Origin of the sequence: Streptomyces sp. NPDC008092 (assembly GCF_042957285.1) — a bacterium.
GTDB lineage: Bacteria > Actinomycetota > Actinomycetes > Streptomycetales > Streptomycetaceae > Streptomyces.
On sequence record NZ_JBIBHY010000002.1, the window covers coordinates 915,415 to 941,433 of the forward strand.

Genomic DNA, 26,019 nt, shown 5'->3' on the forward strand with positions numbered 1-26,019 from the left:
CCCCACAGTAACGCACAAGGCTTTGCAATAACCCGCCTCCGGGTCTACGCTCCTCGTAACGCACAGATCCTGGCCTTAGGGGGCTTCGAGGTGTTCCGCGTCATCGAATCGACCCGCGACCGCAGCCCGGTCCCAGTGGTCACCGAGCCCGTCCGGGCCCGGAATCCGCTCGCTCCTTCCACCGCGTTCGCCGGATCGGGTGCCGTGTTCGCGGCGCTCTACGTGGCCGCGGGCGCGCCGACACCGCTGCTGGTCGTCTTCGAGCAGGAGTGGCACTTCCCGGCCTGGGTGCTGACGGTCGCCTTCGCGTCGTACGCGCTGGGCCTGCTGGCGGCCCTCCTGGTCGCCGGTTCCCTGTCCGACTATGTCGGGCGCCGGCCCGTCCTGATCGGGTCCCTCGCGGTGGAGGCCGGGGCGATGCTCATGTTCGCCTTCGCCTCCGACATCGGCTGGGTGATCGCGGCCCGCACCATCCAGGGCATCGCCACCGGTGCGGCCACCAGCGCCTTCTCGGCCTCGGTCGTGGAACACGCCCCGGAGCACCGCAGGAAACTGGGGACGATCATCACCAGCATCGCCCCGGCCGGCGGGCTGGGCCTGGGCGCCCTGCTGACCGGCGCAGCGGTCCAGTTCAGCACCCACGCGAGTGCCCTCGTGTTCACGGCCCTCGCCGTCATCATGGCCGTCGGTACGGGTTTCGCCGCGCTCTCGGCCGAGACGGTCGCTCCCCGGCCCGGGGCGCTGCGCTCCCTGATACCGCGGGTCTCCATCCCCGAGGCCGCACGGCGTGAGTTCGTGGCGAGCGTCCCCGTCCACCTGGCCGCGTGGATGCTGGCCGGACTGTTCATGGGCCTCGTACCCACCATCCTCCGCGACCTGCTGGGCCTGCACAGCGGTCTGCTGAGCGGCGCCACCGTCTTCGTCCAGCCCGCGGCCGCCGCCGTGGCCGGCCTCGCCCTCGGCCGTCTCACACCGCGCCGCACGATCTTCGTCGGCGGTGCGGGCGTGCTGCTGGGCACCGCGGTGAACATGACCGGAGTGGCCACCGCGACACTCCCGCTGCTGTGGCTGGGGGGCCTGATCGGCGGTGTGGGTGTCGGCGCCTCCTTCTCCGGGGCCCTGCGCACCATCACGCCCCTCGCCCAGCCCCACCAGAGGGCCGGCCTCTTCGCGGCCGTCTACCTGGTCGCCTACCTGAGCTTCGGAGTGCCGGCGATCATCGCGGGCCTCCTGATCGCCCCGCTCGGACTGCTGCACACCGTCCTCGGCTACGGCGTCGTCATCATCGCGGCCGCCGCGCTCGGGCTGCTGGCGCAGTACCGCACGCACACCCGTCGCGGATGACGCGCCGCCCGCCGGCGAGCCCCGGCGACGGTACGACCTCCATCTCCCACCCCCACCTCCCCGGACGACAACCCGAAAGCGAGAGACACGCCATGACACAGGAAAGCCGACGCCCCGCCGACGCCTCCGGAGTCTTCCGAATCGGCGGTGACCTGCCCGTCAACCGGCTCGGGTACGGAGCGATGCAGCTGACCGGACCAGGCGTCTGGGGGCCGCCGAAGGATCCCGAGGAAGCCGTGCGCGTACTGCGCCGAGCCGTCGAACTGGGCGTGAACCTCATCGACACCGCGGACTCCTACGGCCCGTTCGTCAGCGAGCAGCTCATCCACAAGGCGCTGCATCCCTACCCGGCGGATCTGGTGATCGCCACCAAGGGCGGACTGTCCCGCTCGGGCCCGAACGACTGGCGCGCCCTGGGCCGCCCCGAATACCTGCGCCAGCAGACCGAACTGAGCCTGCGCCACCTGGGCGTGGAGCGCATCGACCTCTACCAGCTACACCGCATCGACCCCAAGGTGCCGCTGGCCGACCAGGTCGGCGAGCTGAGGCTGCTCCAGCAGGAAGGCAAGATCCGCCACATCGGACTGTCCGAGGTGACGGTCCCCCAGATCCAGGAAGCCCGCACGATCGCGGACATCGTCTCCGTGCAGAACCTGTACAACCTCGCCAACCGCGGCGCAGAGGACGTATTGGACTACGCCGAACGGGAGAACCTGGGCTTCATCCCGTGGTACCCCATGGCCACCGGGCAGCTGGCGCGCGACGGGGGCCCGCTGGACACGTCGGCGAGAACATACGGCGCGAGCCCCTCCCAGCTCGCCCTGGCCTGGCTGCTGCGCCGTTCCCCCGTCATGCTGCCCATCCCCGGCACCTCCCGCGTGTCCCACGTCGAGGAGAACACCCAGGCCGCCACGATCACCCTCGGCGACGCCGAATACCAGGCACTGGGCCGAGCCGCACACACGGCGTGATCGACACACACGTCGTGATCGACAGACGAGGCGATCGCACGTCGGCCGACCGCGTCGAGCGCGTGCCTGACACCCCGCCGGACCAGGGAAGACCCACACGCACACACCCGCAGCACACACAGCACGTCTATCCCGGTGAGGAACACACGATGCACTCCGCACCTCGCACCACACCACAGCAGTCCCCTGGCCGCTTCGGAATCTTCAGCCACGAACTGCGCTCCGAGAACCCGGCACTTCAGGAGCAACGGCTCCACGCGGCAACCGAGCTGGAAGAGCTCGGCTTCGGCGCGATCTGGCTCGGCGGCAACAGCAGCGTGCACCACGCCGCCGCGCTCGCCGGAGCCACCGAACGCATCGCCCTGGCCACCGGCATCCTCAACATCTGGAACGAGGACCCCGACACCGTGGCCCGGCAGCGAGCCGAGCTGGAGGCAGCCCACCCCGGCCGGTTCCTTCTGGGCCTGGGCGCAAGCCACGCGCTGCTGGCCCGGAACTACCGGCGGCCCTACTCGACAATGGTCGGCTACCTCGACGCCCTCGACCACGCCTCCGCCCCCGTCCCGGCCGACCGCCGGATCCTGGCGGCACTCGGACCGAGGATGCTGCGTCTCGCCCGCGACCGGAGCGCCGGCGCCCACCCCGCCCTGGTCACTCCCGAATACGTCAAGCAGGCCAGGGAGATCCTGGGCGACGGACCGCTCCTGGCTCCCGTGGTCACCGTGGTCCTGGAGAGCGAGCCCGTCCGGGCGCGTGCCATCGCCCGCGACCACCTCGACCTGTACCTCCGGCTGCCCAACTACACCTCGAACTTCGAACGCCTCGGCTTCACCCACGAAGACTTCACCGGTGGCGGCAGCGACCGTCTGCTCGACACCCTGGTGGCCTGGGGAACCGACGATGCGATCCGCGATCGCCTGGCCGAGTTCCACACCGCCGGCGCCGACCACCTGGCCCTGCAACTCGTCACCGGCGAGGAGGACGAGACCCCGCCGCTCACCCGATGGCGCCACCTCGCCGACCTCGCCGACCTCACCGGGATCACCGAGACTGCCGAGAACGCCGAGAAGACCGCGAAGACTGCACAGCCGCACCCGCGACAACGTCCCGAAGGCCGGATGGCAACGGTGCCCTACGACCCGTTCCCCGGCATCGGCGAGACCACCCCTCCTGCCTCGTGACCGACGCCGTGCGCGGCGCGAACGCCGGACCGGCTTCTCCGTCACCTGTTCAGGTGAGGGAAATGCAACCGATCAACGACTAGGACTTGAGTTCATGACCACCACCCAGCGCATCCACACCCCCTTCGGAGAAGAATCCACGGCCGCCGAGGTCATCGAGGGCATCGACCTCACCGGCAGGCGCGCGGTCGTCACCGGCGGCGCCTCGGGTCTCGGCGCCGAGACCGCCCGTGCCCTCGCCGGCGCCGGCGCCTCCGTCACCCTCGCCGTCCGCAACACGGAAGCCGGCGAGCAGGCCGCGACCGACATCCGCAAGGCCACGGGGAACGACGCCGTCGACGTCGGCCGCCTGGACCTCGCCGACCAGGCGTCGATCGCCGCCTTCACGAGCGCCTGGTCCGGGCCGCTGCACATCCTGGTCAACAACGCCGGCGTGATGGCACTGCCCACCCTGGAGCGCACCCCGGCGGGCTGGGAAATGCAGTTCGCCTCCAACCACCTGGGCCACTTCGCGCTCGCGCTCGGCCTCCACGACGCACTCGCGGCCGCAGGCAACGCGCGCATCGTGTCGCTGAGCTCCCGCGGCCACCACGCCTCGCCCGTGGAGTTCGACGACATCAACTTCGAAAACCGCGCCTACGACCCGTGGCTCGCCTACGGGCAGTCCAAGACCGCCAACGTCCTCTTCGCCGTCGAGGCGACCAAGCGCTGGGCGGCCGACGGGATCACCGCCAACGCCGTCCACCCCGGCGTGATCCTGGGGACGAACCTGTCGCGCTACATGGACCCGGAACAATTCGCACAGCTGCGGACCGCCGAGGCGGCCGGAGAACTCGGCTCGATCCAGGGCGCCCCGTTCCGGTTCAAGACCATCCCCCAGGGCGCCGCGACGAGCGTGCTGGTCGCGACCTCACCCCAGCTGGAAGGCGTCGGCGGCCGCTACTTCGAGGACAACAACGAGGCGGAGAAACTGACCCTCCAGGCCGTGGGATCCTCCTCCGGAGGCGTGGCCCCGTACGCCCTCGACCCCGACGCCGCCGAACGCCTGTGGGAACTGTCGCTCACCGCAGTCCGCGCGTGACCACCGCCGTCGGACAGCGCATCCCTGTCTCTGATCCCGTCCCGGCCCGGAGCCACATGTCCCGGGCAGGAAGGCTCTCATGACTGCCCTGCTCGATCTTGTTCTCGACGCCCACGGCGGCCTCCGGCGATGGCAGGACGCACGGACCGTCCACGCCGAAGGCTCCATCGGCGGGCACCTGTGGAGCCTTCGGGGTCAGGAGGGGATCCTGGCCACGACCGACGCGACCGTCGACGTACAGCAGCAGCGTCTGGTGTTCGGCGACTTCACCGGCCCCGGACTGCGGGGGCTGTTCACGCCGGACCGGGTGGCGGTCGAACGGCCGGACGGCGAGGTCGTCGCCGAGCGGAACGCCCCGCGCGCCGCCTTCGCCGGCCAGGGACCGGACACCCCGTGGGACCGGCTCCACGCGCTGTACTTCGCGGGCTACGCCCTGTGGAACTACCTTACGGCCCCCTATCTGCTGACCCGTCCCGGTGTCGTGGTGGAGGAGCTGGAACCCTGGCGCGAGGCCGACGAGGACTGGCGACGGCTGCACGTCACATTCCCCGAGACGCTGGCCACGCACTCCACTGAACAGGTCTTCTACTACGACACCGCCGGCCTGCTGCGCCGCCATGACTACGCGCCCGACGTACTCGGCGGCACACCGGCCGCGCACTTCTCCGAACACCATGTGCGCGCGTCCGGCCTGGTCTTCCCGACCCACAGGTTCGTCGTACCCGTCCAGGAAGACGGTCGCGCCGCGTCCGAACCGGTCCTCATCACCATCGATCTCACCGACATCTCCGTCACCTGACGACGGGCCGGTGCATCCCGCGGGGTGGCAGAGGGGGGCGGTCACCCGGCCGCCTCACCCCGCTGGGCCGGACCGGTCGCTCGTCGGCGCCGGTTCCGCACCGCGCAAGGTGTTGGCCAGCTGGACCCGGGACTGGACGTCGAGCTTGGCGAACACGGAGCGCAGGTGGGTGCCGATGGTGTTGACGGACACCCCGAGTTCGGAGGCGGCTGACCGGTTGGAGTGCCCGTCGGCGATCAGCAGTGCCACGCGCCGTTCGGCCTCCGTCAGGGAGACGCAGCCGCTGTCCGGGCGGGTACGGGCCACCGCCCACTTCGCGCGGCGGGCGCCCGCCTGGCGCATGGTGCGCTCGACTTCCGCCTGGTAGACGCGGGCGTCCATACGGTGGTAGTCGTCCCAGGCCCGGTCGAGTTGCTGCAGGGCCGCGGCCTTCTGCCCGTCCGCCAGCAGAGCCCGGCCGTAGCTCTCGGCGCCGAAGCCGGACAGGATGGGGCGGGGGCTGCGCGCGAGGATCTCGGCGCTGCGCGCGATCATCGGCAGGTCGCCCTTGCTGCGTCCGCGCAAGCTCAGCGCCACGCCCTCGAAGCTGGCCACCCCGGGATTGCGCTCCGCGGCCAGCTCGGCCACCCGGACGACCACGTCGGTGAAGGCGTCGTCGTGCCCGGCGATGCCGATCTCGAAGAACAAACCCATCCAGCACGGCCACAGCGGCCAGTAGTTGCAGGAACTGCTCGCACCCTCGGCAACCGGCCGCAGCAGGTCCAGAGCCAGGCTCAGGTCGCCCTGGCCGGCCGCGACCCATCCCGCGAGCACGGTCAGGCCCGGGCGACGCACATCCGCGTCGGCGTCGATGAGCTGCTCGGCGGAGTCCACCAGGGCCACGGCGTCCTGTGTCTGGCCGCGCAGCAGCGCCACGGAGGCCTGCACGATCACCGCGTCCAGCGCATAGACGTGGTTGTTCAGCTGCCGACCCAGCTCCAGCAGCGTGCGCGCGTCCGCGACGGCCTCGCCCGAGCGGCCGAGGTTGAAGTCCTGCCACAGCCGGGCACAGTGCAGAGCGGGCAGGATCGCGCCGGTCGTATCGCCGTGTTCCGCCCACACCTCGTCGAGCAGGATCTGCGCGTGCTGGTAGCGATCGAGGAACTGCAGGGTGGTGATCTCCTCGGCCAGCTGGTGCGGCCCGGCGAGCAGGCGCAGCTCCCGGAAGGCGTGGAGGGCGTCGCGATGCCGGCCTTCGTTGCGGGCGGCCTCGCCACAGGCGTGCAGGGCCAGGGCGAGCGCGTCAGGATCTCCGCAGGTCCGGGCGAGATCAAGGGCGCGGGCGGCCCCGGCCGCGGCGTCGTGGCCGCCGAGCAGCCGGGTGTTGGCCAGAGCCCGCGCCGACGTCAGCCGGGCCGCGACCGCCCGGTCCAGCCGGCCGGCGCTGAGCAGCGGCTCGACGCGGGACAGCAACTGGCCGAGCTGACCGCTGAGCCACAGTGCCCAGGCGGCCTCGCCCTCGACCGCACCGACCAGGTCGCCGTCCTCGACCCGGGCCAGGATCTGGTCCGCCACGGCAAGGGCGTCTCCGGCCCGCTGCGTGCGGCACAGCACGGCCAGGCACCGGCGGCCGACGTCCAGCCATTCGGTCTGGTCCGGGCGCACGGTGCGGAAGGCGAGTGCGGCCAGATCGCCGGCGTCCTCCGGGCTGGGCAGCACCAGCTGCTCGGCCGCGGTGATCAGGATCAGCGCACTGGGGACGTCACCGGCGGTGGCTGCGGCGCGGGCGTGCGGCGCGGCGGTCAGCGCGTGCCCTTCGTCCAGGTGCAGCTGGGCGAAGCGACGGTGCAGGGCCCGCACTGTCGGGGCCGGCAGGTCGGCGCAGAGCGCCTCGCGCACCAGGTCGTGGCGTGGCGTCAGTGCCTCCTCGTGCAGTTCGATCAGGCCGGAGTCGAAGGCCTGGGCCAGCGCGCCGCCGGACTCCGGCCCGCGCGCGCCGGGCAGCAGCCGCAGCGCCTCGGGCACCGGCAGGTCCCGGCCGGCGACCGCGACCAGGGCGACCAGGTCACGTGCGGCCTCCGGCAGATCCCTCATCCGCTGCGCGATGGCCGCGCTGAACTGCGCCGGCGCCGTGTCGCGGTCACCGCGCGCCGCCGCGCGGGCCAGCCCGTCCAGGAGTTCGAGGGCCAGCAGCGGGTTCCCGGCGGACGCCTCCAGGAACCGGCGGGTGCGCTCGTCGGGGACGTGACCGAGCCGGTCCCGGGCAACAGCCGCCAGGTCGGTGGCGCTCAGGGGGACGAGGGTGATGTCCTCGACATGGCCGTGGCCGTGGCCGGGGCCGTGGTCCGGACCGAGCAGGTCCGCGACGTTCTCCCGACCGGCCAACAGCCAGACCACGGGCAGTCCGAGCAGGCGCGGAACCAGCATCCGGATCAGGAAGCGACTGACCCGGTCGGCCCACTGCAGGTCGTCGACCGCGAAGAGGACCGGCCCGTCCGCCGCGGCGGCCTCCAGTTCGGCGGCGATGTGCTCGGCCAGCAGCAGCGGCTCGTGCGTTGCCTGCAGAATCTGCCGGTACTGCCCCATGGCCACCAGCGGCTCGCGGCCGGCCCGCAGCGCGGCGATGACGGGCGCGCCCGGGCTGACCTGTTCGATCGGGTCGCACTGGCCGACGACGGGCCGCACGCCGATCCTCCCGGCCTGCCGGCACACCTCCGCGAGCAGCGCCGACTTGCCGATACCGGCCGGCCCGCCGACCAGGATCACCCCGCCGGATCCGTGCCTCTGCGCGCTGCGTACCACGGACAGGGCGCGCGCCATTGGTTCGCTACGACCACGCAAGGGCCCGTGCCGCACTCACACCACTCCTCGGGTCAGGAAGATCCCTCGACGGACGAGGCTACGGGCGGCGCGGAAGCCGACGGGCATGTCACACAAGGCAAGACTCAAGGCGAGCCTACTCATCTGTCGTCCCACACCGGGAGTTGACGTTCCGTGGCGGTCCGTCGGCCCGCTTACCCGACCCGAGCCGGCCCCGGCCGGTGGTGGGCCCGGTGCCGGTCCGTTCCGGCGCGAGGTGCCCCGACGCGGCGACGCGCGCCCTGGTCACGATGTGCCTTTCAGCGCCATGTCCAGCAGCGTCTCGGCGGCCTGCCGGGCGTCCGTGAAGGCCCCCGCGTCGTCAGTGGAGGCCGCGAGCGCGTTGGCGCCTTCGTAGAGCACGGCCAGTTGCCGGCCCAGGGACTCGGGGTCGCCGGCTCCCGCCTCGGCGGCGGTGGCCACCAGGCGGTCCCGGAAGGCCTGCTTGTGCTGCTGCGCGAGGTGGGCGATCTCGGGCAGTTCCCCGGCACCCTCGACGACGGCGTTGTGGAAGGGGCAGCCGCGGATGACCGAAGCCGGCCCCCCGTCGATCGGAGCGAAGATCGCCAGCAGCCGCTGGACCGGTGCCAGATCGCCGCGCTCCAGCTCCGTCTCGGCGAGCAGCGGCGTTTCCGTCTCGAACCGACGCAGGTACTCCTCGACCAGCGCGTTCTTGGTCGGAAAGTGCACGTAGAACGTCCGCGGCGACACATGCGCGGCCTCGATCAGCGCCGCCACGCCGGTGGCGTGGATGCCGCGCGCGTAGAAGAGCTCTCCCGCCGCCCGCAGAATGCGCTCCCGCGCGCCGCGTCCACCGCCGCTGGCGGCCCCGGTGGTCGTTGTCTCAGTCTCCATGAGCGCCAAGTATAGCGACCGCTTTACATTACCGGCGTCGGAGGATCCACCGGCGGCACGCCCGGCACGGTCGCGCAGCTGGCGCGGGACGCCATCGCCTTCCTCGACGCCCTGGACCTGGCACGGACCGACATCCTCGGCTTCTCCCCGGGCTCCTTCGTGGCCCAGGAGATCGCACTGGTCCGGCCCGCCTTGGTACGGCGTCTCGTGCTCGTCTCGGCAGCGCCCCGGGGCGCGCCCGGCATGCACGGCTGGGCGCAGTGGGTCATCGACTCGGTCGGCGAGCCGGAGGTCGATCCGGCCAAGGTGCTCGACGTCTTCTACACCCGGTCGCCGGAGAGCCGCTCGTCCGGCGAGAAGGCCTTCGGGCGGATGTTCTCCCGGACCGAGTTCGACGCACCCACCACCTGACAGACCCGCAAGGCGCAGTACGACGCCGTCACCGCCCGGGGCATCCCCAACGTCTCGCTCCTGGAGCGGGTCACGGCCATCCAGGCACCGGTGTTCGTCGCCAACGGCGACAGCGACCCGATGACCCTCCCGCGCTACGCCCACCTGCTCGCCGGACTCATCCCCGACGCCCGAATCAAGATCGACCCGGACGCGGCGCACGGCTTCCCCTTCCAGCACCACGAGGAGTTCGCCGGCGACGTCACGGAGTTCCTCGACCACGCGTGAACAACCTGACGACAACGTCATCCACCGCACCAACTGCCGCATGCCACCCACCCTCGTGCTGCTCGCCGAACGGCTCGCCGCGAGCAGCTGGTTCGAGGCGGAGCGCAGGCGGCACGGCGCGGGTGGATCTGAGGGCCCGCCCCGGGCGCCGGGCGTCCCGGTTGAGGACGGCAGGGCGAGATGCGCGACAAGGCGGGGGGACGGCCTGCGACCGGCGAGGCAGTCGGCGCCTTCAGAGGAAGGCGGCCACGGGGAGCGAACGTTCCGGGATGCGGGTGTCCGCGGGTGTCCTCCGGGTTTCATCCCGCCGGCCTGCGGCGTGTGCCGCGCTGCCCCGGCCGGGCGGTGGCCGGCCGGGGCCTTGGGCCGTGTCACATGCCGAGTTCCTCGGCGGCCAGGGCCGTGCCCTGCACCCGGGCTCCGATCTTGGCGAAGGCGGTCTCGCGGGAGGTGGAGGTGTCGTCCGCGAACGGGGCGAAGCCGGCGTCGTCACAGGTGCCCAGCCGGTCGGCGGGGAGGTGACGGGCGGCTGTCAGGACGCGGTCGCGGACCTGCTCAGGGCTCTCGACGGCGGGGTCGATCGGGTCGATGACGCCGATGAACACCCGGGCATGGGAGGGCAGGTGGTCGGCGATCACCGCCAGGATGCGGTCGGGGTCCGGCTCACTCGCCAGCTGCAAGTAGAAGGCACCGGCGTTGAGCTGGAAGAACCTGGGGAGGAGTTCGGCGTAGTCGACGTCGAGGCTGTGGGTGGAGTCCTGGTCCGCGCCGGGGCAGGTGTGCACACCGAGCCGCTCCCGCTCCGCCTCGCCGAAACGGCTCAGCACCAGGTTGTTCAGGCCGATCAGGTCGTCCAGAAGGCCACCCGAGGGATCCAGTTTCAGCGCCAGCCGGGCTTCGCTGAAGTCGAGTTGTACCAGGTGCGCGCCCGCCTCCAGACATCCCCGGATCTCGGACTCCGCCTGGTCGGCGAGGTCGTCGAGGAACGCCTTGCGGGGGTAGCCGTCGATGCCCTCGGCCGGGTAGAGCAGGCTGAGCGCGGACGGGGCGACGACCGTCTGCTTGACGGGTAGGCCGGCTTGGGCCCGCGCAGTGCGGAGATAGGTGTCGGCGCGGACCTGGTAGCGGAAGGGGCCCAAGGTCAGCCGGGGCAGCCGGCGGGTGTGGCCGTCGGCGTAGGGGATGACGGCGCCGTCCGGGGCGAGGCCGGTCAGGCCGGTGAGCGGGTAGCCATGGGCGCTTGACTTGCTCTGGTCGCCGTCCACCAGGACCGGGCAGCCGAGCTGCTCCAGCCGGGACAACGTGTCCGCGACGGCCTGCTCCTGGAGTTTCGCCAGGTCGGCCGTGGTGATGCGACCCGCCGCGTGCTCGGCGTACCCCGAGAGGAGTGCGTGCGGGCGGGGGAGGCTGCCGATGGGTTCGGTGGGGATGCTCATGGGGCGGACCCTAGGAAGCGATCACCGACCGGACCGGGAAGCCGGGCGGAGGGTTCACCACATCGGGGCGGCCGGGTTCACAGAGTTGACTTGTGGGCCCGGCACCCTCGACACATTCCACCGCGCAGCCCGCCGCCTGCTGCCACGTGAGGGCGAACAGGCAACGACACTGGGGGAGTTCCTGGACCGGGAGGGCTTCTCCGCTTACCTCCGGAGCCACTTCGCGACGCCGTTGGTGTCGGCCGTGTGGTCCTGTGACACCGTCACGGCCCAACGCTACCCGGCCGCCTACCTGTTCCGCTTCCTGGAGCAGCACGGGATGCCGTCGGTGGGCGGCTCACCGGTGTGGCGTACGGTCAGCGGCGGTTCGCGCACCTACGTCGACCGGATCGCCAGGCAGATCGGTGCTGTCCGTACCGGCACGCCCGTACGGTCCGTGCGGCGCCACGCCGACGGCGTGGACGTCACCGCCGGGGACGGCACCACCGAGCCGTACGACGCCGTGGTCGTCGCCGGCCACCCGGACCAGGCGCTGCGCCTGCTCGTCGATCCGACCGAGCGGGAGCCGGAGCGGCTGGGCGCGTTCCGCTACTTCAGCAACACCACCCTTGCTGCTGCCCCGCGCCCCGGGCGCTCCCGCCTCCTGGAACTACCTGACGCCGTCGTGCGGGGCCGACTCCGGCCAGGTGCGGGTCAGCTACGACAAGAACCGGCTGCAGCGCCTCGACGCCACCGAGTCGTTCGTGGTCACCCTGGTGGGCGGGGCGCCGGCGTTCGAGGAGGGCCGGATCGGCGTGGACCAGATCCTGGGCGCACGGCCCGGCACCGGGGGCGACAGCGGCCTGTCGGTGGCCACGCCCGCCTGCCACCAGGGGCTGGACCGGCCGTGAGCGGGTTCCCGTAGAGCGCATTCGCCCTCAACCTCGCCCGGGCCGCCGCCGCGGCCCTCGCGCTCATGCTCGTCACCTTCGCTGTCGCGGTACGCGCGGGCGTCCACGGGATCGTGGACGTGGTGTGGGGCATCGGTTTCCTGCCCATGCAGGCCGCACAGTACGTACCGGGCTGGCCCTGCGCCTTCGCCTGGGCCGGTACCGCGCTGTGGGCGGTCGGGATCGGCTTCGAGGCGGTGGGCGGCGCCCAGTTGGCCCGCTTCCGGGCCGACCCCGCCAACCGGGCAAGGACCATGGACCGGGGGCTGTGGGCCGGGACCCAGCACCCCAACTGCTTCGGGGACTTCTGCCTGTGGTGGGGCCCGTTCGTGCTCGCCTGCGACTCCCCGGCGGCAGCCGTGGTGTCGCCGGCGGTGATGGCCGTGCTGCTGACCGAGCGCAGTGGAAAACGGTTGCTGGAACAGCACACGGCCGACCGCCCCGGGTACGCCGGATACCGGGCCCGCACCAGCGGCTTCTTCCCCCGCCCGCCGCGAGGAACCCGGTCCGGACAGCGCGGCTGACCGGCCCGGGTCCGCTACGGCCTGCGCGGTCGGCTCGCCGTACGGGCCGGAACGGCGAGTTCGGCAGCGAACTGCGCTCCGGTGAGCAGCGCCAGGTTCGACAGCCACAGCCAGACGAGGAAGACGACGATGCCCGAGAGCGAGCCGTACAGCCTGCTGTAGGCGCCGAGTGTGGAGGCGTACGTCGAGAAGCCGGCGGAGACGGCCAGCCACAGCGTGGCGGCCAGTACGCCGCCGGGCAGGCTGTGCCGGCGCCGCCGCGCGACGGCCGGACCGGTGTGGAAGACGACCACGACCAGCAGCGCGACCAGGCACAGCAGCACGGGCCAGCGCAGCAGACTCCAGGCCCAGGCGACGGTGGTGTCCAGCCCGAAGGAGCGGCCGACGGCCTCCGCGAGCGGGCCGGTCAGCAGCAGGGCGAGCGAGCCGACGAGGAGGAGACCGAGCAGTACGAGCGCGGTGAGCACGATGCGGGGTGCCTTGCGCCAGGTCGAACGCTGGTCCTCAAGGCGGTGCATGCGGTGCAGGGCGCGGCGGAACACGGCGAGGTAACTGGAGGCCGACCACAGGGCGCTGGCCGTGCCGGTCACGAGCAGCGGCCAGACCGTCCCGTCCGTGTCGAGCGCGTGGGCGAGGGCGGCGTGCAGCTCGGCACCGGATTCGGCCGGGGCATAGGCGGTGACATGGCTGATGAACTGCTCGGCCGTGCCCGGGCTGATCAGGCCGAACGCGAGCACTGTCGCCAGCAGGGCGGGGAGCACGGTCAGGATCGCGTAGTACGTGAGCGCCGCCGCGTAGTCCGTGATGTCGTCGTTCCACAGCGACACCGGCGTGCGGCGCAGCGCGGGCCACCAGGCGGCGGGCGGCCGGAACACGGCTGTGCGGCGGGCCCGGCCGGCGTACGGCTCAGCGGACATGGGGCTTGCGATGCGAGACGGCACTCAGACGGACCCTTGTGTGTGTCGTGTACGGCTCCGCCGTGTCGGCGGTTTCCGTCATCATCGCGTGGAGGGCAGGCAGCACGGCGTTCGGGGCGCGCCGGGTGCCAGCCACATCCGCAGCTCCGCCTCCGGCCGTCGTCTTACGGGTACGGCTTCGGGCGTGACCGTGTCCGCCGTCGGGGCGGGCGGTCGCCGGAGCGGCTCCGGGACGACGGCGATCCGCAACCGCGGGTCGCGGCGTAGGAGACAGACGGCCAGGGCTGCGCGGGCGGCGGCCGTGGCGGCGGTGTGCGCCTGTTGCCGGTCGTCGAAGGCGCGTCCGGCCCACCGCCCTGTCGCTCCGGCCGTCCTCGGCCCGCCGGCCCAGCACCCAGCCCGGCGAGCCCAGCGCGGCCACGGGCAGGGAGGCGCCGAGTCCACCGAACCAGCCGGCGAACGCCAGGGCCGTACCCGCGATCATCTCGACGAACGGCGTGTTCATGTACTCGTCCACCTTCCACTCGGATCCGCTTCTGCCCATGCCCGGACGCGCTACTCCACCCGCGCCTCGGCAGGGGCCGCGGACTCCTCGTCGTCGGGCAGACGGACGCCGTTGACCGTGATGTTCACCTCGACGACCTCAAGGCCGGTGACACGTTCCACCGCCGAGACGACGTTCTTCCGGACGCCCTTGGCGACGCCCATGACGGACACCCGTACTCGACGACCAGGTCCAGGTCGACGGGACTGCGGATGGCCAAAGATCCGATGGCGGCCCGTGCGCGAGCGCTCATCGCCACGCCCTTGCTCGAGCCTGCTTCCCCGGGCCACGCGGCGGGTGGCCGCTGACGGCCTTCGCGGTGAACCGCGCTGTGCGGGATCGGAGCGCTCCGTCCGCGCTGACCTGCGGTTATAGCACCCTGGTGATGACGGATGATTCCTTTTCGTCAGATTGAAACCGGAAAGGTGAATCCGCTGTTAAACGGCCATTTATACGGGAAATTCGCCTCTGGTCACCCGAAAGAGGTGGCCGAACTGCCAGTGCCGCGCGGCCGGTTCGGGGTCGCGTGCGGCTGGTCGCTGAGAGGCAGGCATCCGTGAGCATGTTACAGACCGGCAAACTCCAGCTGAGCTCCTCGAATCCCGTGGCCATCACGGGCGGGGACACCTCGACGTTCACCCAGGTCACCTTCCCCGCGGCATTCCCCGACGGGGCATCGGTGATCGTGATCCCCTTCGTGCAGACGTTCAACGGCCCTGACACTCCGGGCCTGCGCATCGCCGACGTCACCACCGTCGGCTTCAAGATCCGCATCAACGAGATCCATGCCGCGGGCAAGGTCACTGCGGACGGCACGCACACGGCCGAGACGGTCGGCTGGATCGCAACCACCGTGTGAGCGCGCCCCTCGGGCCGCCAGACGGTGCGCCTCGCGGCCCGAGGGGGTCCGCGAAAACAGGCCCGGCGCCGAGCTTCCCGCCTCCTGCTGCCACCGGCACCGCCACCAGGCCGGCCGCGGCCGACCCGGAGGCCGAGATCACCGGCGTGGGCAGCGCGTTCACGGAGCCACTGAGCCGTCTCGACGCTCCGGAGCCGGACTCCACCATCGTCACCCCGTGAAACGACCTGAGGTTGGGCAGCGCGAAACCGGAACTGTGCGGTTCGGCGACGATGTCCCCGAACCGCAGTCCCGCCCCGCCCATGACCGTGCCGGCCCGTTCGTCCGCCTCGGCCGTGCGCGGCAGGCGGGTCGCGGAGACGGGCTCGCCTCGGGTGTCCGCGGGGGCGTTGAAGGAGGGTCCGGTGCCGAGCACCGTCACCGACGGAGTCCGTTTGCGCAGTACACGAGGTTGATGAAGCGTCCCCGACCGAAGGCGGACCCGGGATCTTCATGTGACGAATATGTTCCCGCAGTCTTGACGGACATCTTCTGACTGCGTAGACATGGCAGCGCAGTCAGAACGTCGGGGCAACCGGCACGGAACGCGGCCATCGGGAGACACCATGACGCCATCAGCAGGTCGGGCCGGCGTTTCCGGCGCGCCGCGGAGCGTGGACGTGGCCCGGCTGGCCGGCGTGTCGCAGAAGACGGTGTCGCGGGTCTTCAACGACGAGGCGTACGTCTCGGCAGAGGTGCGCAGGCGCGTTCTCGACGCGGCCGACGAACTCGGCTACCGGCTGAACCACGCGGCCCGGGCACTGGCCTCCGGCCGGACCCGATCCATCGGCGTGGTGACGCTCGGGACGGCACTGTACGGACCCGCGTCACTACTCATCGGTATCGAGCGGGCCGCCCGGGACACCGGATACGCACTCCGTGTGGTCAACACCCTGGAAGGCGATCCAGCGGGCGTCGCCGGAGCCGTCGACTCGCTCCTCGAACAGGGCGTGGACGGCATCGTCATCTCCGAGCCGATCGACGAGGAGGCGGACGGGGGAGCGGTCCCCACCGACGTGCGCGTACCGGTGCTGGTCCTGGGGGCGCCCGTGGCCACGGCGGCCCCGGGCACCGTGGTCGCCGGCGTCGGCGCCGAACTGCTGGCACGGGCGGCCACCGAGCATCTCCTCGACCTCGGACACCAAACCGTCCACCACCTCGCGGGTCCGCAGCGCTGGTATGCCGCCCGCGACCGCCTGCGGGGATGGCGTGAGGCACTGGACGCACGAGGCCGCGACGAGCCGTCGCTCGTCGAGGGCGACTGGTCCGCGGCATCGGGCTACGCGGCGGGCCGGGTACTCGCCGCGGATCCCGAGGTGACCGCGGTGTTCGCCGCCAACGACGACATGGCCATCGGCCTCATGCGCGCACTGGCGGAGGCCGGCCGCACCGTGCCGGACGACGTCAGCGTCGTCGGATTCGACGACATTCCGGTGGCCGCGTTCGTGACCCCTCCGCTGACCACCGTGCGTCAGCCGTTCGACGCCGTGGCCCAGGAGGGGCTGAGACTTCTCGTCCAGGCCATCGAGAAGCCCGGCGCCGACCTGCCCCCGGCCAGCGACCCGCCCGTCGAGCTTGTCCTTCGCGCCTCGACCGCACCCGCTCCGGCCCGGACCGATTCGGGCGGGGCACGGCGCTCCGCCACCCGCCCCCGTCGTGCCGCGAAGGCCACGCCCCCGAGTGGAGGTCCATCCGACCGTTCCTGATCGACTTCAGCCTCAGTAGGCCCAGAGCAGGGATTCCGGGCCGCACCTGTCACACCTGCGCAGCCGCCGCACAGGCCGCTGCCCGGTTCGCCCCTCCCTGCCATGCCGGCTCAGCAGCCCGCAGGGACTCGGGCACCGTACGTTCTCCTTCTCGCCGAGCGGGCCGCCGTACCGGCGCCTGCTCCGACCGCCCTCCCCCTCGTGGTCCGCCATCCGCACCGCGAGCCGGGAGCAGTTGATGACGACGTGGCCTTCCCCGCACCGACCTCGAAGTCCCGGTCGTCACCTCCCCGCGTTCCCTTGCCCGGCATGCCGCCGCAGGCATGCCCTCACCTTCGCCCAACCGGCGGGAGTCCACCATGCCCAGATCCTTCGTCACGCCCTCCTCCCCGAGCCGTCGCGGATTCCTCGCCGCCGTGGGGGCGGCCACCTTCGGCGTCGCGCTGTCCGCCTGCAGCGGTGGCAGCGGCAGCGGGGGCAGCGGCGGCAGCACCGCCAGGCCGCTGTCCCAGGCCGACATCGACAAGGCGATGAAGACGCCGACCGAACTCACCTTCTGGACCTGGGTCCCGAACATCGACAAGGAGGTCGCCCTCTTCGAGAAGAAGTACCCGGCCATCAAGGTCAAGGTCGTCAACGCCGGTCAGGGCGTGGCCCATTACACCAAGCTGCGTACGGCGATCAAGGCCGGCAAGGGCGCCCCGGACCTGGCTCAGGTGGAGTACCAGGCGATCCCCACGTTCACCATCACGGACAGCCTGCTGGACCTGAGCCCCTACGGCGCCACCGGCCTGAAGAGCGCGTTCGTGGACTGGACCTGGGCACAGGGCGGCGGCCCCAACGGTGAGATCTGGGCGATCCCGCAGGACACCGGCCCGCTGGGCATGCTGTACCGGCAGGACATCTTCCACAAGCACGGCATCAAGCCGCCGACGACCTGGGACGAGTTCGCCGCCGCCGCACGCAAGCTGCACAAGGCCGACCCGAGTGTCTACCTGACCAACCTCGCGGCGAACGAGGCCGCGGCCTGGCACGGCCTGCTCTGGCAGGCGGGCGCCCACCCCTACGCCCTCTCCGGCAAGAGCGACATCACCATCGACGTGAACGACGCGCTCTCCAAGAAGCTCGGCACCTACTGGGGCGGCCTCGCGAAGGAGGGCGTCATCAGCACCGACCCGGACTTCACCGACGCCTGGTACGCCGGCCTCAACAAGGGCAGGTACGCCACCTGGATCACCGCCGCCTGGGGTCCGGCGTTCCTCTCCGGCTCCGCCAAGGCCACGGCGGGCAGGTGGCGGGCCGCCCCGCTGCCGCAGTGGGACACGTCGAGCCCCGCGTCCGGGAACTGGGGCGGATCGACCAGCGCGGTCATCCGCTCGACCAAGAACCCCGTCGCCGCAGCGCAGTTCGCCCAGTTCCTCAACAGCGACCCCGCGAGCGCGAAGATGTTCGCGACCGAGCAGTCGTTCTTCCCGGCGACCAAGGCCCTGCTCGCCGACCCGTCCTTCGCCGGCGCCACGCCGTCCTTCTACGGCGGCCAGAAGGTGAACCAGGTCTTCGCCGGCATCGGCGACACGGTCAGCGACGACTTCCAGTGGCCCCCCTTCCTCGACCAGGCCGCCACCGACTGGACCGAGACCGTCGGAAAGTCCCTCGCCGGCAAGACCGACAGCGGGGCCGCCCTCGACGCCTGGCAGCAGCGGCTCACCACCTACGCCAAGGGCCAGGGCTTCACCGTCAAGTCCGCGTGACCGCCGGCGGGTCCCGGGCCCGGCCCCGGTGCTCGCCGCCCGGGCCCCGGGACCCGCGGCCGGCCCTCCCGACATCCAGAAAGGCCCGTTGATGACCGCCATGACCGCGGCCTCCACCGAGGACCCGCGCCGAGCAGGGCCGCAGCGCCGCCGGCTCGGTGGCCTGCGCCACGGTGCGGCAGGCCCGTTGTTCATCGCACCGTTCATGGTGCTGTTCGTGCTGCTGTTCCTGACCCCGCTCGGCTATGCCGCCTATCTCAGCCTGTTCCAGGAACGCCTCATCGGCGGGACGACGTTCGTCGGGCTGGACAACTACGTGACCGCCCTGAAGGACCCGCAGCTGAGGGAAGGGCTCCTGCGGGTCGCGGCGTTCTTCGCGATCCAGGTCCCCGTGATGCTGCTGCTGGCGCTGCTCTTCGCGCTCGCACTCGACAGCGGCCTGCTGCGGCTCGCCAAGGTCATCAGGCTCGGCATCTTCGTCCCGTACGCGGTACCCGGCGTCGTCGCGACCCTCATGTGGGGCTACCTCTACGGCCCCGACTTCGGCCCCTTCGCCCAACTGGGCCGCAAGCTCGATGTGCCGATCCCGCACTTCCTCAGCGACACCTGGATGCTGGGCAGCCTGGCGAACGTGGTGACCTGGGAGTTCGTCGGCTACAACATGATCATTCTCTATGCCGCGCTGCGGACCATACCGGGTGAGCTGTACGAGGCGGCCGCCGTGGACGGCGCCGGCGCCTGGCGCGTCGCCTGGTCGGTCAAGCTGCCCGCGCTGCGGCCGGCGCTCCTGCTGACCCTGCTGTTCTCGGTGATCGGCAGCTTCCAGCTGTTCAACGAACCGAAACTGCTGCAGACCATCGCGCCCGACGTGATCGACAGCTCGTACACCGCGAACCTCTACGCCTACACCCTCGCCTTCACCGGACAGCAGGTGAACTACGCGGCCGCGGTCTCCTTCCTGCTGGGCCTGGTCATCGTGGTCTTCTCCTACGCCGTGCTGATCACCGCGAACCGCAGGAGGACTTCGTGACCGTCGCCTCCCAGTCCGCGCCCCGGTCCGCCGCGGGCCCGGCCACCGCAGCCTCCGGGACCACCGCGTCCCGTCGGGCGGCCAAGGTCCCCCGCGGGCGCCGCTCCCCGGTCCGACGCCGCAGCACCCCGCTGACGATCGTCATGCTGGCCGTACTCGCCTACTTCCTCCTGCCGCTGTTCTGGCTCGCCGTCGCCTCGACCAAGAGCACCCAGGACCTGTTCAACAGCTTCGGCCTGTGGTTCTCGCACAGCCCGCGCCTGGCGGCGAACATCAGGCAGACCCTGACCTACGACGACGGCGTCTTCCTGCACTGGCTGCTCAACACGGTCCTGTACTCGGTCGGCAGCGCGCTCGGCGCCGCACTCCTGGCCACCGCGGCCGGGTACGGCTTCGCCAAGTACCGGTTCCGGGGCAACAGCACGGCCTTCAACCTGGTCCTCGGCGCCATCATGATCCCGAGCACGGCACTGGCGATCCCGACCTACCTGCTCTTCGCGAAGGTGGGACTGGTCAACACCCCCTGGGCGATCGTCCTGCCCTCGCTCGTCAGCCCGTTCGGCCTCTACCTGATGCGCGTCTACGCGGCGGACGCCGTCCCCGACAGCCTTCTGGAGGCCGCCCGGATCGACGGTGCCGGAGAGCTGCGGATCTTCGTCCGGATCGCCCTGCGGCTGCTGGCACCGGGGCTGGTGACGGTCGTCCTCTTCACGCTCGTGGCGACCTGGAACAACTACTTCCTGCCGCTGATCATGCTCAACGACCCGAAGCTGTACCCCGTCACGGTCGGGCTCTCCTCCTGGGCGGCCCAGGCCCAGAACGGCGGGGCCGGAGCCAGCAGCGACATGCTCGCGCTCGTCGTGACCGGCTCGCTCATCTCGGTCATCCCCCTCGTCGCGGCCTTCCTGATGCTCCAGCGGTACTGGCAGAGCGGCCTGGCCGCCGGCGGCGTCAAACAGTAAGCGCCGCCGACCACACCCTGCTCCCTTCTCCCATCCCCCTCTTGGAGGTCCCCCCATGGCGGTCCTGCCCGCCCGTGTCCTGTTCGGCGCTGCCTACTACCACGAGTACACGCCGGCCTACGGCGGCACGCAGCCCGAAGAACAGCTCAAGACCGACCTCGACCTGATGGCCGACGCGCACTTCACCGTCATCCGCGTCGGGGAGTCGGTCTGGTCGACCTGGGAGCCGGAGAACGGACGGTTCGACCTCGACTGGCTGCGACCCGTCCTCGACGGCGCCCACGAGCGCGGCATCTCCGTGATCCTCGGCACCCCGACGTACGCCGTGCCGCCGTGGCTGGCCCGGCAGTACCCGGAGATCACCGGCGAGCTGCGCACGGGCGAGCGGATCGGCTGGGGCGCCCGCCAGGAGGTGGACATCACCCACCCGGCGTTCAAGTTCCACGCCGAGCGCGTGATCCGGAAGATCGCCGAACGGTACTACGACCACCCCGCGGTCATCGGATGGCAGGTGGACAACGAACCGGGACTGCATCTGCTGCACAACCGGGGCGTGTTCGAGCGGTTCGTCGACCATCTGCGTCAGAAGTACCGGGACGTCGAGACCCTCAACCGCGAGTGGGGCCTCGTCTACTGGTCGCACCGCCTGTCCACCTGGGCCGACCTGTGGACCCCGGACGGCAACGTGCAGCCCCAGTACGACGTCGCCTGGCGGGAGTTCCAGGCCCGCCAGGTCACCGAGTTCATCGGCTGGCAGGCCGACATCGTTCGCGAGTACGCCCGGCCGGAGCAGTTCGTCACCACCTGCATCTCCTACACGAGAGGCGGCGTGGAGGACGACGAGCTGTCGGACCGCCTGGACATCGCCTCAGGCAACCCGTACTACGACATGCAGGACGGCCTGCTGCTCCCCGACCCCACACCAGACGAACACCAGCAGAGCTGGAAGACCACCGGGGTCTGGTCGATGTACCAGACCGCGGACTGGATGTTCTCCTCACGCCAGGAGCCGTTCCTGGTCACCGAGACCAACGCGAACTCCATCGGCTACCCCTGGGACAACCGCCCCGGATTCGACGGCCAATGGCGCCAGGCCGCCTGGGCCCACGTGGCGCGCGGCGCCCGGATGATCGAGTACTGGCAGTGGCAGACCCTGCGCTTCGGCGCCGAGACCTACTGGGGCGGGGTCCTCCCGCACAGCGGCCGCCCCGGGCGGACGTATGCCGAACTCGCCAGGCTCGGCGCGGAGTTCGAGAAGGCGGGCCCGCTCGTCGCAGGCCTGGAGCCGGACGCCGACATCACGATGGTCTACTCGACGCCGAGCAAGTGGCTGATGCAGAAGTACCCGCCGCTGGCGACCGCCGGCGGCGAACCGGACCCGGCCTCCTACCACCGCATCTTCGACCCCTTCTACCGAGGCGCCTTCGACGCCGGCCGGCAGGTCCGCATCGTCCACGTCCGGCAGCTCCACGACCCGGACGGCGACCGGGAGGGCATGGCACCCGCCGAAGCGGCCCGGCGTCACCCGGTCCTGGTGGTGCCCGCCCTGTACCTCGCCCACGACACCACCGTGGACTGGCTGGCCGCCTACGCCCACGCCGGCGGCCATCTCGTCCTCGGCCCGCGGACGGCCTACGCCGACCACGAGGCACGGGCCCGGCTGGAACCGGCCCCCGGCGGCCTCGCCGACGCGGCGGGCGTCACGTACGACGAGTTCAGCAACCTGACCGCCCCGGTCACGGTCACCGCCACCCCCGGCGGCCCGCTCGACCTCCCCGCGGACGCGACGGCCACGCACTGGGTGGACAGCCTGACCGCGCACGACGCCGAGGCCCTCGCGCACTACGACCACCCCCACTTCGGCAGGTGGCCGGCGATCACCACCCGCCGTCACGGCGGGGGACAGATCACCTGCGTCGGCACCGCCCCTGGGCGCGGTCTCGCCCGGGCCCTCACCGAGTGGCTGGCGCCCGCCGCCCGCAGCGGATGGCAGGACCTGCCGGCGTCCGTCACAGCGACCACGGGCACGGCCCCGGACGGCCGCAGGGTGCACGTGATCCACAACTGGGGCTGGGAGCCGGTGCGGGTCGCGGCTCCCGTCGAGCTGACCGATGTTCTCGACGGCACCTTCGTCCTCGCGGGCAGCGCGCTCGATCTGGACGCCTGGGACGTGAAGGTGCTCGTCGCTACGAATTCCGGCGGACCGAGGGTCTAGGACGAAGGCCCGTCGGTGTCACCCCGAGGACCACCAACCTCAAAGGAGAGGCTGTGCACAGGAAAAGAGTGAGAAAGGTGCTGGGAGCCGCCGTCGCGGCCGCCGCGCTGCTGGCGATCCCCGCGTCCGGCGGCGCCCAGGCATACGCCCCGACGGGCGGGACCGTCTACCAGCTCGGCAGCGAGGCGTGCCTCAAGGGCCGGGGGAACTGCGCGATCTACCCGAAGTCGGCGGAGCTGCCGAACGGCCGGCTGGTCGCGTCGTTCGAGAGGTCCACGGTTCCGGCCTCGGGCAGCGCCGACGGGCAGACGCTCCCCGTCTACAAGAGCGACGACGACGGTACGACGTGGCAGTCGCTGTCCGAGGTGAAGGCACCGGCCTATCTGTCCAGCGACCCGAAGTACGCGAAGTACACCAGCAACTGGACCAACCCGTACCTCTACGTCCTGCCGCAGGATGTCGGAGACCTGAAGCAGGGCACCCTGCTCCTGGCGAGCGTCGTGTCGGGCGACGACTACTACTACAAGGAGCACAAGGCGGCCGACCCGAACTGGACGCCCACCAACGACGGCGACCGCAAGGACGTGGCGATCGCCCTGTATTCCAGCTTGGACAACGGCGCCACCTGGAAGGTCGAGAACGTCGTCGCCACCGGCGGCTGGCAGGGCGGCAGCGCGGGCGCCACCGGCCAGAACTTCTCCTCGGCGAACACCAACCACCAGGTGGACCCTCTCTGGGAGCCGTACCTGATGGTCTACAAGGGCAAACTCGTCTGCTACTACTCGGACGAGAACGACTACACCGGCTTCGACCCGGCAACCGGTGTGCCGACCCTCGACCCCGCCAACGACACCGCCACTGACTCGCAGGGCCAGGTCCTTGTGCACAGGACCTGGGACGGCCACGCGGCGCAGTGGAGCGATCCGGTCGTCGACATCGCAGGGCTGACCCAGGACATGGGAGGCGGCAAGTCGGAGATCGGCGGCGGCCGGCCCGGCATGACGAACGTGGCCCGCACCACCGACGGCAAGTGGATGATCACCTACGAGTACTGGGGCGGCGGCGCCAACACCCGGTACCAGACCGCCGGCAACCCGCTGGAGTTCTTCAAGGGCTCGGCAACCGGGACCGGCGTCAACTCCCTCCCGGTCGACGCCGGTTCCCGCACTCTGGCGACGGGCGGCAGCCCGGTCCTCGTCCGGCTGCCCGGCGGACGCCTGGTCTACAACGCGGCCGGCAGCGCGAGTGTCTGGGTCAACCAGACCGGACGCAGCGACGGCACCTGGAAGGAGTACCAGACCACCTCGAAGGCCGGCTACAGCCGCAACCTCCAGTACGTCGACGGCACGGGCCGTCTCGTGATCCTCAACAACCAGGGGACCTCGACGATCGCGTACGCCGAGACGGACCTCGGCAACTCGGCCGGCACCTACTACCAGCTGTTCAACCGCAAGACCGACCAGGTCATCGGCACCGGCAACAAGACCAATGACGCCAACCTCGGCAACGGTGACATACCCGACGTCCGCCTGGAGGACCCGGGCTCCGCGGCCAACCCCGACACCCAGTTCTGGCACGTGGTGACCGAGCCCGGCGGCGGAACCACCCTGCTCAACAAGTCGGGTGGCCGCGCGGCGGCGATCTGGACCGGCAACGCGACGGCCGGACAGAAGATCGGCCAGTGGGTCGACAACAGTTCCACCGGCAGCTGGAACCTCGTGAAGACCAGCGACGGCCTCTACAAGCTGCAGTCGGTCAAGAACACGAGTCTGTACCTGACCGGAGCATCCGCGGGAGGGCAGCTCACTTTGCAGACTGCGGCCACGGACGGCTCCCAGGACTGGGAACTCGTTCAGTAGACCAACTCGTACTGCGGCCACCGGGTCTGTCCAGCATGCGGCTCGTTACTCGCCCCGTCTCCGCTACGTCCGGAGGCGGGGTTCGCGGTGTGCACCGTGATGACCGCACGTCAGATGCGCAGCTTTGGGTGGGCGTTGGGAAGCTCGGCGATCGCGCCGAGCCCGGCCTCCCGCGACTTCTGCGTGTGCTTTTCGTGACAGCGGACGGTGATCTCCGCGGTTCTCCCGGATCCGGCTGCGGACGCGTTGGCCGGGGTGTCCGTGAGTCGCCGGTGGCGGGCGTTCAGTGCTGGGGTTCGTCGTCGCCGAAGTCGGGGAACTCGGTGGCCAGCAGGTGCTCGGCGCCGCCTTCGAGGGCCTGGGCGTTCTCGACCGAGCGGGGAAGCATGGTCTTCTCGTAGGCGTGGAGGGCGTCGTCGACGGTCGCCGCGTTGGCCAGGGACAGGGCGAGGTCGCTCGCGTCGAGCATGGCGAGGTTGACGCCGACGCCCAGCGGCGGCATGAGGTGGGCGGCGTCGCCGAGCAGGGTCACGGTCGGATGGTGCTGCCAGGTGTGCGGCACGGGCAGGGCGAAGATCGGGCGGTCCACGTAGGGGCCGTCGTTGTCGGTGATCAGCTGCTTCATGCGGGGTGACCAGCGGGCGTAGCGTTCCAGGAGCCGGGCGCGGATGGCGTCGGTGTCCTTCGGCGTCAGGCCGCTCGCGGTGATCCAGTCGGCCGGGACCCGCTGGATCAGGTAGACGCGGATGTGGTCGTCGCCGTTGCGCTGGGCGAACATGCCGCGCTCGCCGTCGGCTGCGTGGGCGCCGCCCTGGCCGACCAGTTCGGCGATGTCGGGGTGACGGGCTTCGACGTCGGAGAACCACGCCTCCAGGAAGCTGATCCCGCTGTATCCGGGGACGGCCGGCGAGACGGCCGGGCGTACCCGGGAGAAGGCGCCGTCGGCCCCGATGACCAGATCGGTCTCTGAGGTGGTGCCGTCGGCGAAGTGCAGCAGGCGCGGCCCCTGTGCGGGTCCGCCGACGCGGTCGAGGCCGTGGCCCCATTGCACCGTGCCGGGCTGGAGGGAGCCCAGCAGCAGGTCGCGCAGCCGGCCGCGGTCGATCTCCGGCTTGAACAGTTCGTCGGGCTCGGGGATCTGGTGGGAGGTGATGGTGCCCGTCGGGTCCATCTGGCGCATCTCCTGCCCTTCGGGGCGGGACAGCCTGAAGAACTCGTCGAGCAGGCCGGCTTCGCGCAGGGCGATCTGGCCGTTGTCGGCGTGCAGGTCCAGGGTGCCGCCCTGGTCGCGTGCGTCGGGGCCGGCATCGCGGTCGTAGACGGTGACCGTGATTCCGCGCTGCTGAAGGATGCGGGCGCAGGTGAGCCCGCCGGGTCCGGCTCCGATGATGCTGATCCGGGCGTGCGCGGGGTTCGGAGAAGTCATGGGTTCGTCCTTCGCTGTGGGACGGGGATGCAGGGCCGCGTCTGCTCTGCGGCCTCGAAAAGTAGAGTAGATAGA

The 26,019-nt window shown here is 71.2% G+C and carries 20 protein-coding genes and 2 pseudogenes; 16 read left to right on the forward strand and 6 right to left on the reverse strand.

Annotated features, from left to right (window positions below):
• Window positions 1–90 precede the first annotated feature (90 nt).
• From ACFZB3_RS08915 to ACFZB3_RS08935, 5 genes and pseudogenes are all read left to right on the forward strand, one after another.
• Window positions 91–1,344, forward strand: coding sequence for an MFS transporter (locus tag ACFZB3_RS08915; RefSeq protein ID WP_391371906.1), 1,254 nt, complete (start codon window positions 91–93; stop codon window positions 1,342–1,344).
• A 92-nt stretch (window positions 1,345–1,436) separates the two neighbouring features.
• Entirely contained in the window at window positions 1,437–2,315 is an 879-nt protein-coding gene (locus tag ACFZB3_RS08920; protein ID WP_391371909.1) for an aldo/keto reductase, read from the forward strand.
• A 149-nt stretch (window positions 2,316–2,464) separates the two neighbouring features.
• Window positions 2,465–3,352: pseudogene (locus ACFZB3_RS08925) on the forward strand (LLM class F420-dependent oxidoreductase); the annotation flags it as partial.
• Window positions 3,353–3,590: 238 nt separating this feature from the next.
• A complete protein-coding gene (locus tag ACFZB3_RS08930) occupies window positions 3,591–4,577 on the forward strand; it encodes an SDR family NAD(P)-dependent oxidoreductase (RefSeq protein WP_391371911.1) in 987 nt (328 codons plus the stop codon).
• Between the two features lie 79 nt (window positions 4,578–4,656).
• On the forward strand, window positions 4,657–5,376 hold the full coding sequence (locus ACFZB3_RS08935) for a hypothetical protein (protein ID WP_391371914.1): 720 nt from the start codon (window positions 4,657–4,659) through the stop codon (window positions 5,374–5,376).
• A 54-nt stretch (window positions 5,377–5,430) separates the two neighbouring features.
• Here the strand turns inward: ACFZB3_RS08935 and ACFZB3_RS08940 are convergent, their stop codons facing one another.
• Complete coding sequence (locus ACFZB3_RS08940) at window positions 5,431–8,211, reverse strand: AAA family ATPase (protein ID WP_391371917.1); 2,781 nt, start codon at window positions 8,209–8,211, stop codon at window positions 5,431–5,433.
• Between the two features lie 249 nt (window positions 8,212–8,460).
• A complete protein-coding gene (locus ACFZB3_RS08945) occupies window positions 8,461–9,069 on the reverse strand; it encodes a TetR family transcriptional regulator (protein ID WP_391371920.1) in 609 nt (202 codons plus the stop codon).
• 27 nt (window positions 9,070–9,096) lie between these two features.
• On the opposite strand from ACFZB3_RS08945, the gene ACFZB3_RS08950 reads away from it, so the two are divergent.
• The gene (locus ACFZB3_RS08950) at window positions 9,097–9,480 is read left to right on the forward strand and encodes an alpha/beta fold hydrolase (RefSeq protein WP_391372092.1); all 384 of its coding nucleotides are present in this window, start codon (window positions 9,097–9,099) and stop codon (window positions 9,478–9,480) included.
• A 90-nt stretch (window positions 9,481–9,570) separates the two neighbouring features.
• Window positions 9,571–9,747: an alpha/beta fold hydrolase gene (locus ACFZB3_RS08955; protein WP_391371922.1), complete on the forward strand. Its 177-nt coding sequence runs from the start codon at window positions 9,571–9,573 to the stop codon at window positions 9,745–9,747.
• A 371-nt stretch (window positions 9,748–10,118) separates the two neighbouring features.
• Here the strand turns inward: ACFZB3_RS08955 and ACFZB3_RS08960 are convergent, their stop codons facing one another.
• A complete protein-coding gene (locus ACFZB3_RS08960) occupies window positions 10,119–11,183 on the reverse strand; it encodes a cobalamin-independent methionine synthase II family protein (RefSeq protein ID WP_391371925.1) in 1,065 nt (354 codons plus the stop codon).
• A gap of 115 nt (window positions 11,184–11,298) precedes the next feature.
• Here ACFZB3_RS08960 and ACFZB3_RS08965 point away from each other — a divergent pair.
• A pseudogene (locus ACFZB3_RS08965) lies at window positions 11,299–12,073 on the forward strand (FAD-dependent oxidoreductase); the annotation flags it as partial.
• A gap of 65 nt (window positions 12,074–12,138) precedes the next feature.
• A complete protein-coding gene (locus tag ACFZB3_RS08970; protein ID WP_391371928.1) occupies window positions 12,139–12,636 on the forward strand; it encodes a DUF1295 domain-containing protein in 498 nt (165 codons plus the stop codon).
• Between the two features lie 14 nt (window positions 12,637–12,650).
• Here the strand turns inward: ACFZB3_RS08970 and ACFZB3_RS08975 are convergent, their stop codons facing one another.
• On the reverse strand, window positions 12,651–13,553 hold the full coding sequence (locus ACFZB3_RS08975; RefSeq protein ID WP_391371931.1) for a YhjD/YihY/BrkB family envelope integrity protein: 903 nt from the start codon (window positions 13,551–13,553) through the stop codon (window positions 12,651–12,653).
• Window positions 13,554–14,108: 555 nt separating this feature from the next.
• Window positions 14,109–14,261 carry an Asp23/Gls24 family envelope stress response protein gene (locus ACFZB3_RS08980; protein WP_391371934.1) on the reverse strand — a complete coding sequence of 51 codons (153 nt, stop codon included), beginning with the start codon at window positions 14,259–14,261 and terminating at the stop codon, window positions 14,109–14,111.
• Window positions 14,262–14,659: 398 nt separating this feature from the next.
• Between ACFZB3_RS08980 and ACFZB3_RS08985 the strand changes: the two genes are divergently transcribed.
• The 7 genes from ACFZB3_RS08985 (at window position 14,660) to ACFZB3_RS09015 (ending at window position 24,518) form a co-directional block, all read left to right on the forward strand.
• Entirely contained in the window at window positions 14,660–14,956 is a 297-nt protein-coding gene (locus tag ACFZB3_RS08985; protein WP_391372095.1) for a hypothetical protein, read from the forward strand.
• Window positions 14,957–15,561: 605 nt separating this feature from the next.
• On the forward strand, window positions 15,562–16,701 hold the full coding sequence (locus tag ACFZB3_RS08990; protein ID WP_391371937.1) for a substrate-binding domain-containing protein: 1,140 nt from the start codon (window positions 15,562–15,564) through the stop codon (window positions 16,699–16,701).
• A 359-nt stretch (window positions 16,702–17,060) separates the two neighbouring features.
• Window positions 17,061–18,452: an extracellular solute-binding protein gene (locus tag ACFZB3_RS08995; RefSeq protein WP_391371940.1), complete on the forward strand. Its 1,392-nt coding sequence runs from the start codon at window positions 17,061–17,063 to the stop codon at window positions 18,450–18,452.
• A gap of 91 nt (window positions 18,453–18,543) precedes the next feature.
• Window positions 18,544–19,482: an ABC transporter permease subunit gene (locus tag ACFZB3_RS09000; protein ID WP_391371943.1), complete on the forward strand. Its 939-nt coding sequence runs from the start codon at window positions 18,544–18,546 to the stop codon at window positions 19,480–19,482.
• Window positions 19,479–20,444: an ABC transporter permease subunit gene (locus ACFZB3_RS09005; RefSeq protein ID WP_391371946.1), complete on the forward strand. Its 966-nt coding sequence runs from the start codon at window positions 19,479–19,481 to the stop codon at window positions 20,442–20,444. The genes ACFZB3_RS09000 and ACFZB3_RS09005 overlap by 4 nt, the downstream gene beginning before the upstream one ends.
• Before the next feature lie 55 nt (window positions 20,445–20,499).
• Window positions 20,500–22,659 (forward strand): beta-galactosidase, encoded by a 2,160-nt coding sequence (locus ACFZB3_RS09010; RefSeq protein ID WP_391371949.1) that lies wholly within the window; start codon window positions 20,500–20,502, stop codon window positions 22,657–22,659.
• Window positions 22,660–22,736: 77 nt separating this feature from the next.
• Window positions 22,737–24,518, forward strand: a complete 1,782-nt coding sequence (locus ACFZB3_RS09015; protein WP_391372098.1) for an RICIN domain-containing protein — start codon at window positions 22,737–22,739, stop codon at window positions 24,516–24,518.
• Between the two features lie 283 nt (window positions 24,519–24,801).
• Here the strand turns inward: ACFZB3_RS09015 and ACFZB3_RS09020 are convergent, their stop codons facing one another.
• Complete coding sequence (locus tag ACFZB3_RS09020) at window positions 24,802–25,944, reverse strand: FAD-dependent monooxygenase (protein WP_391371951.1); 1,143 nt, start codon at window positions 25,942–25,944, stop codon at window positions 24,802–24,804.
• Window positions 25,945–26,019 lie beyond the last annotated feature (75 nt).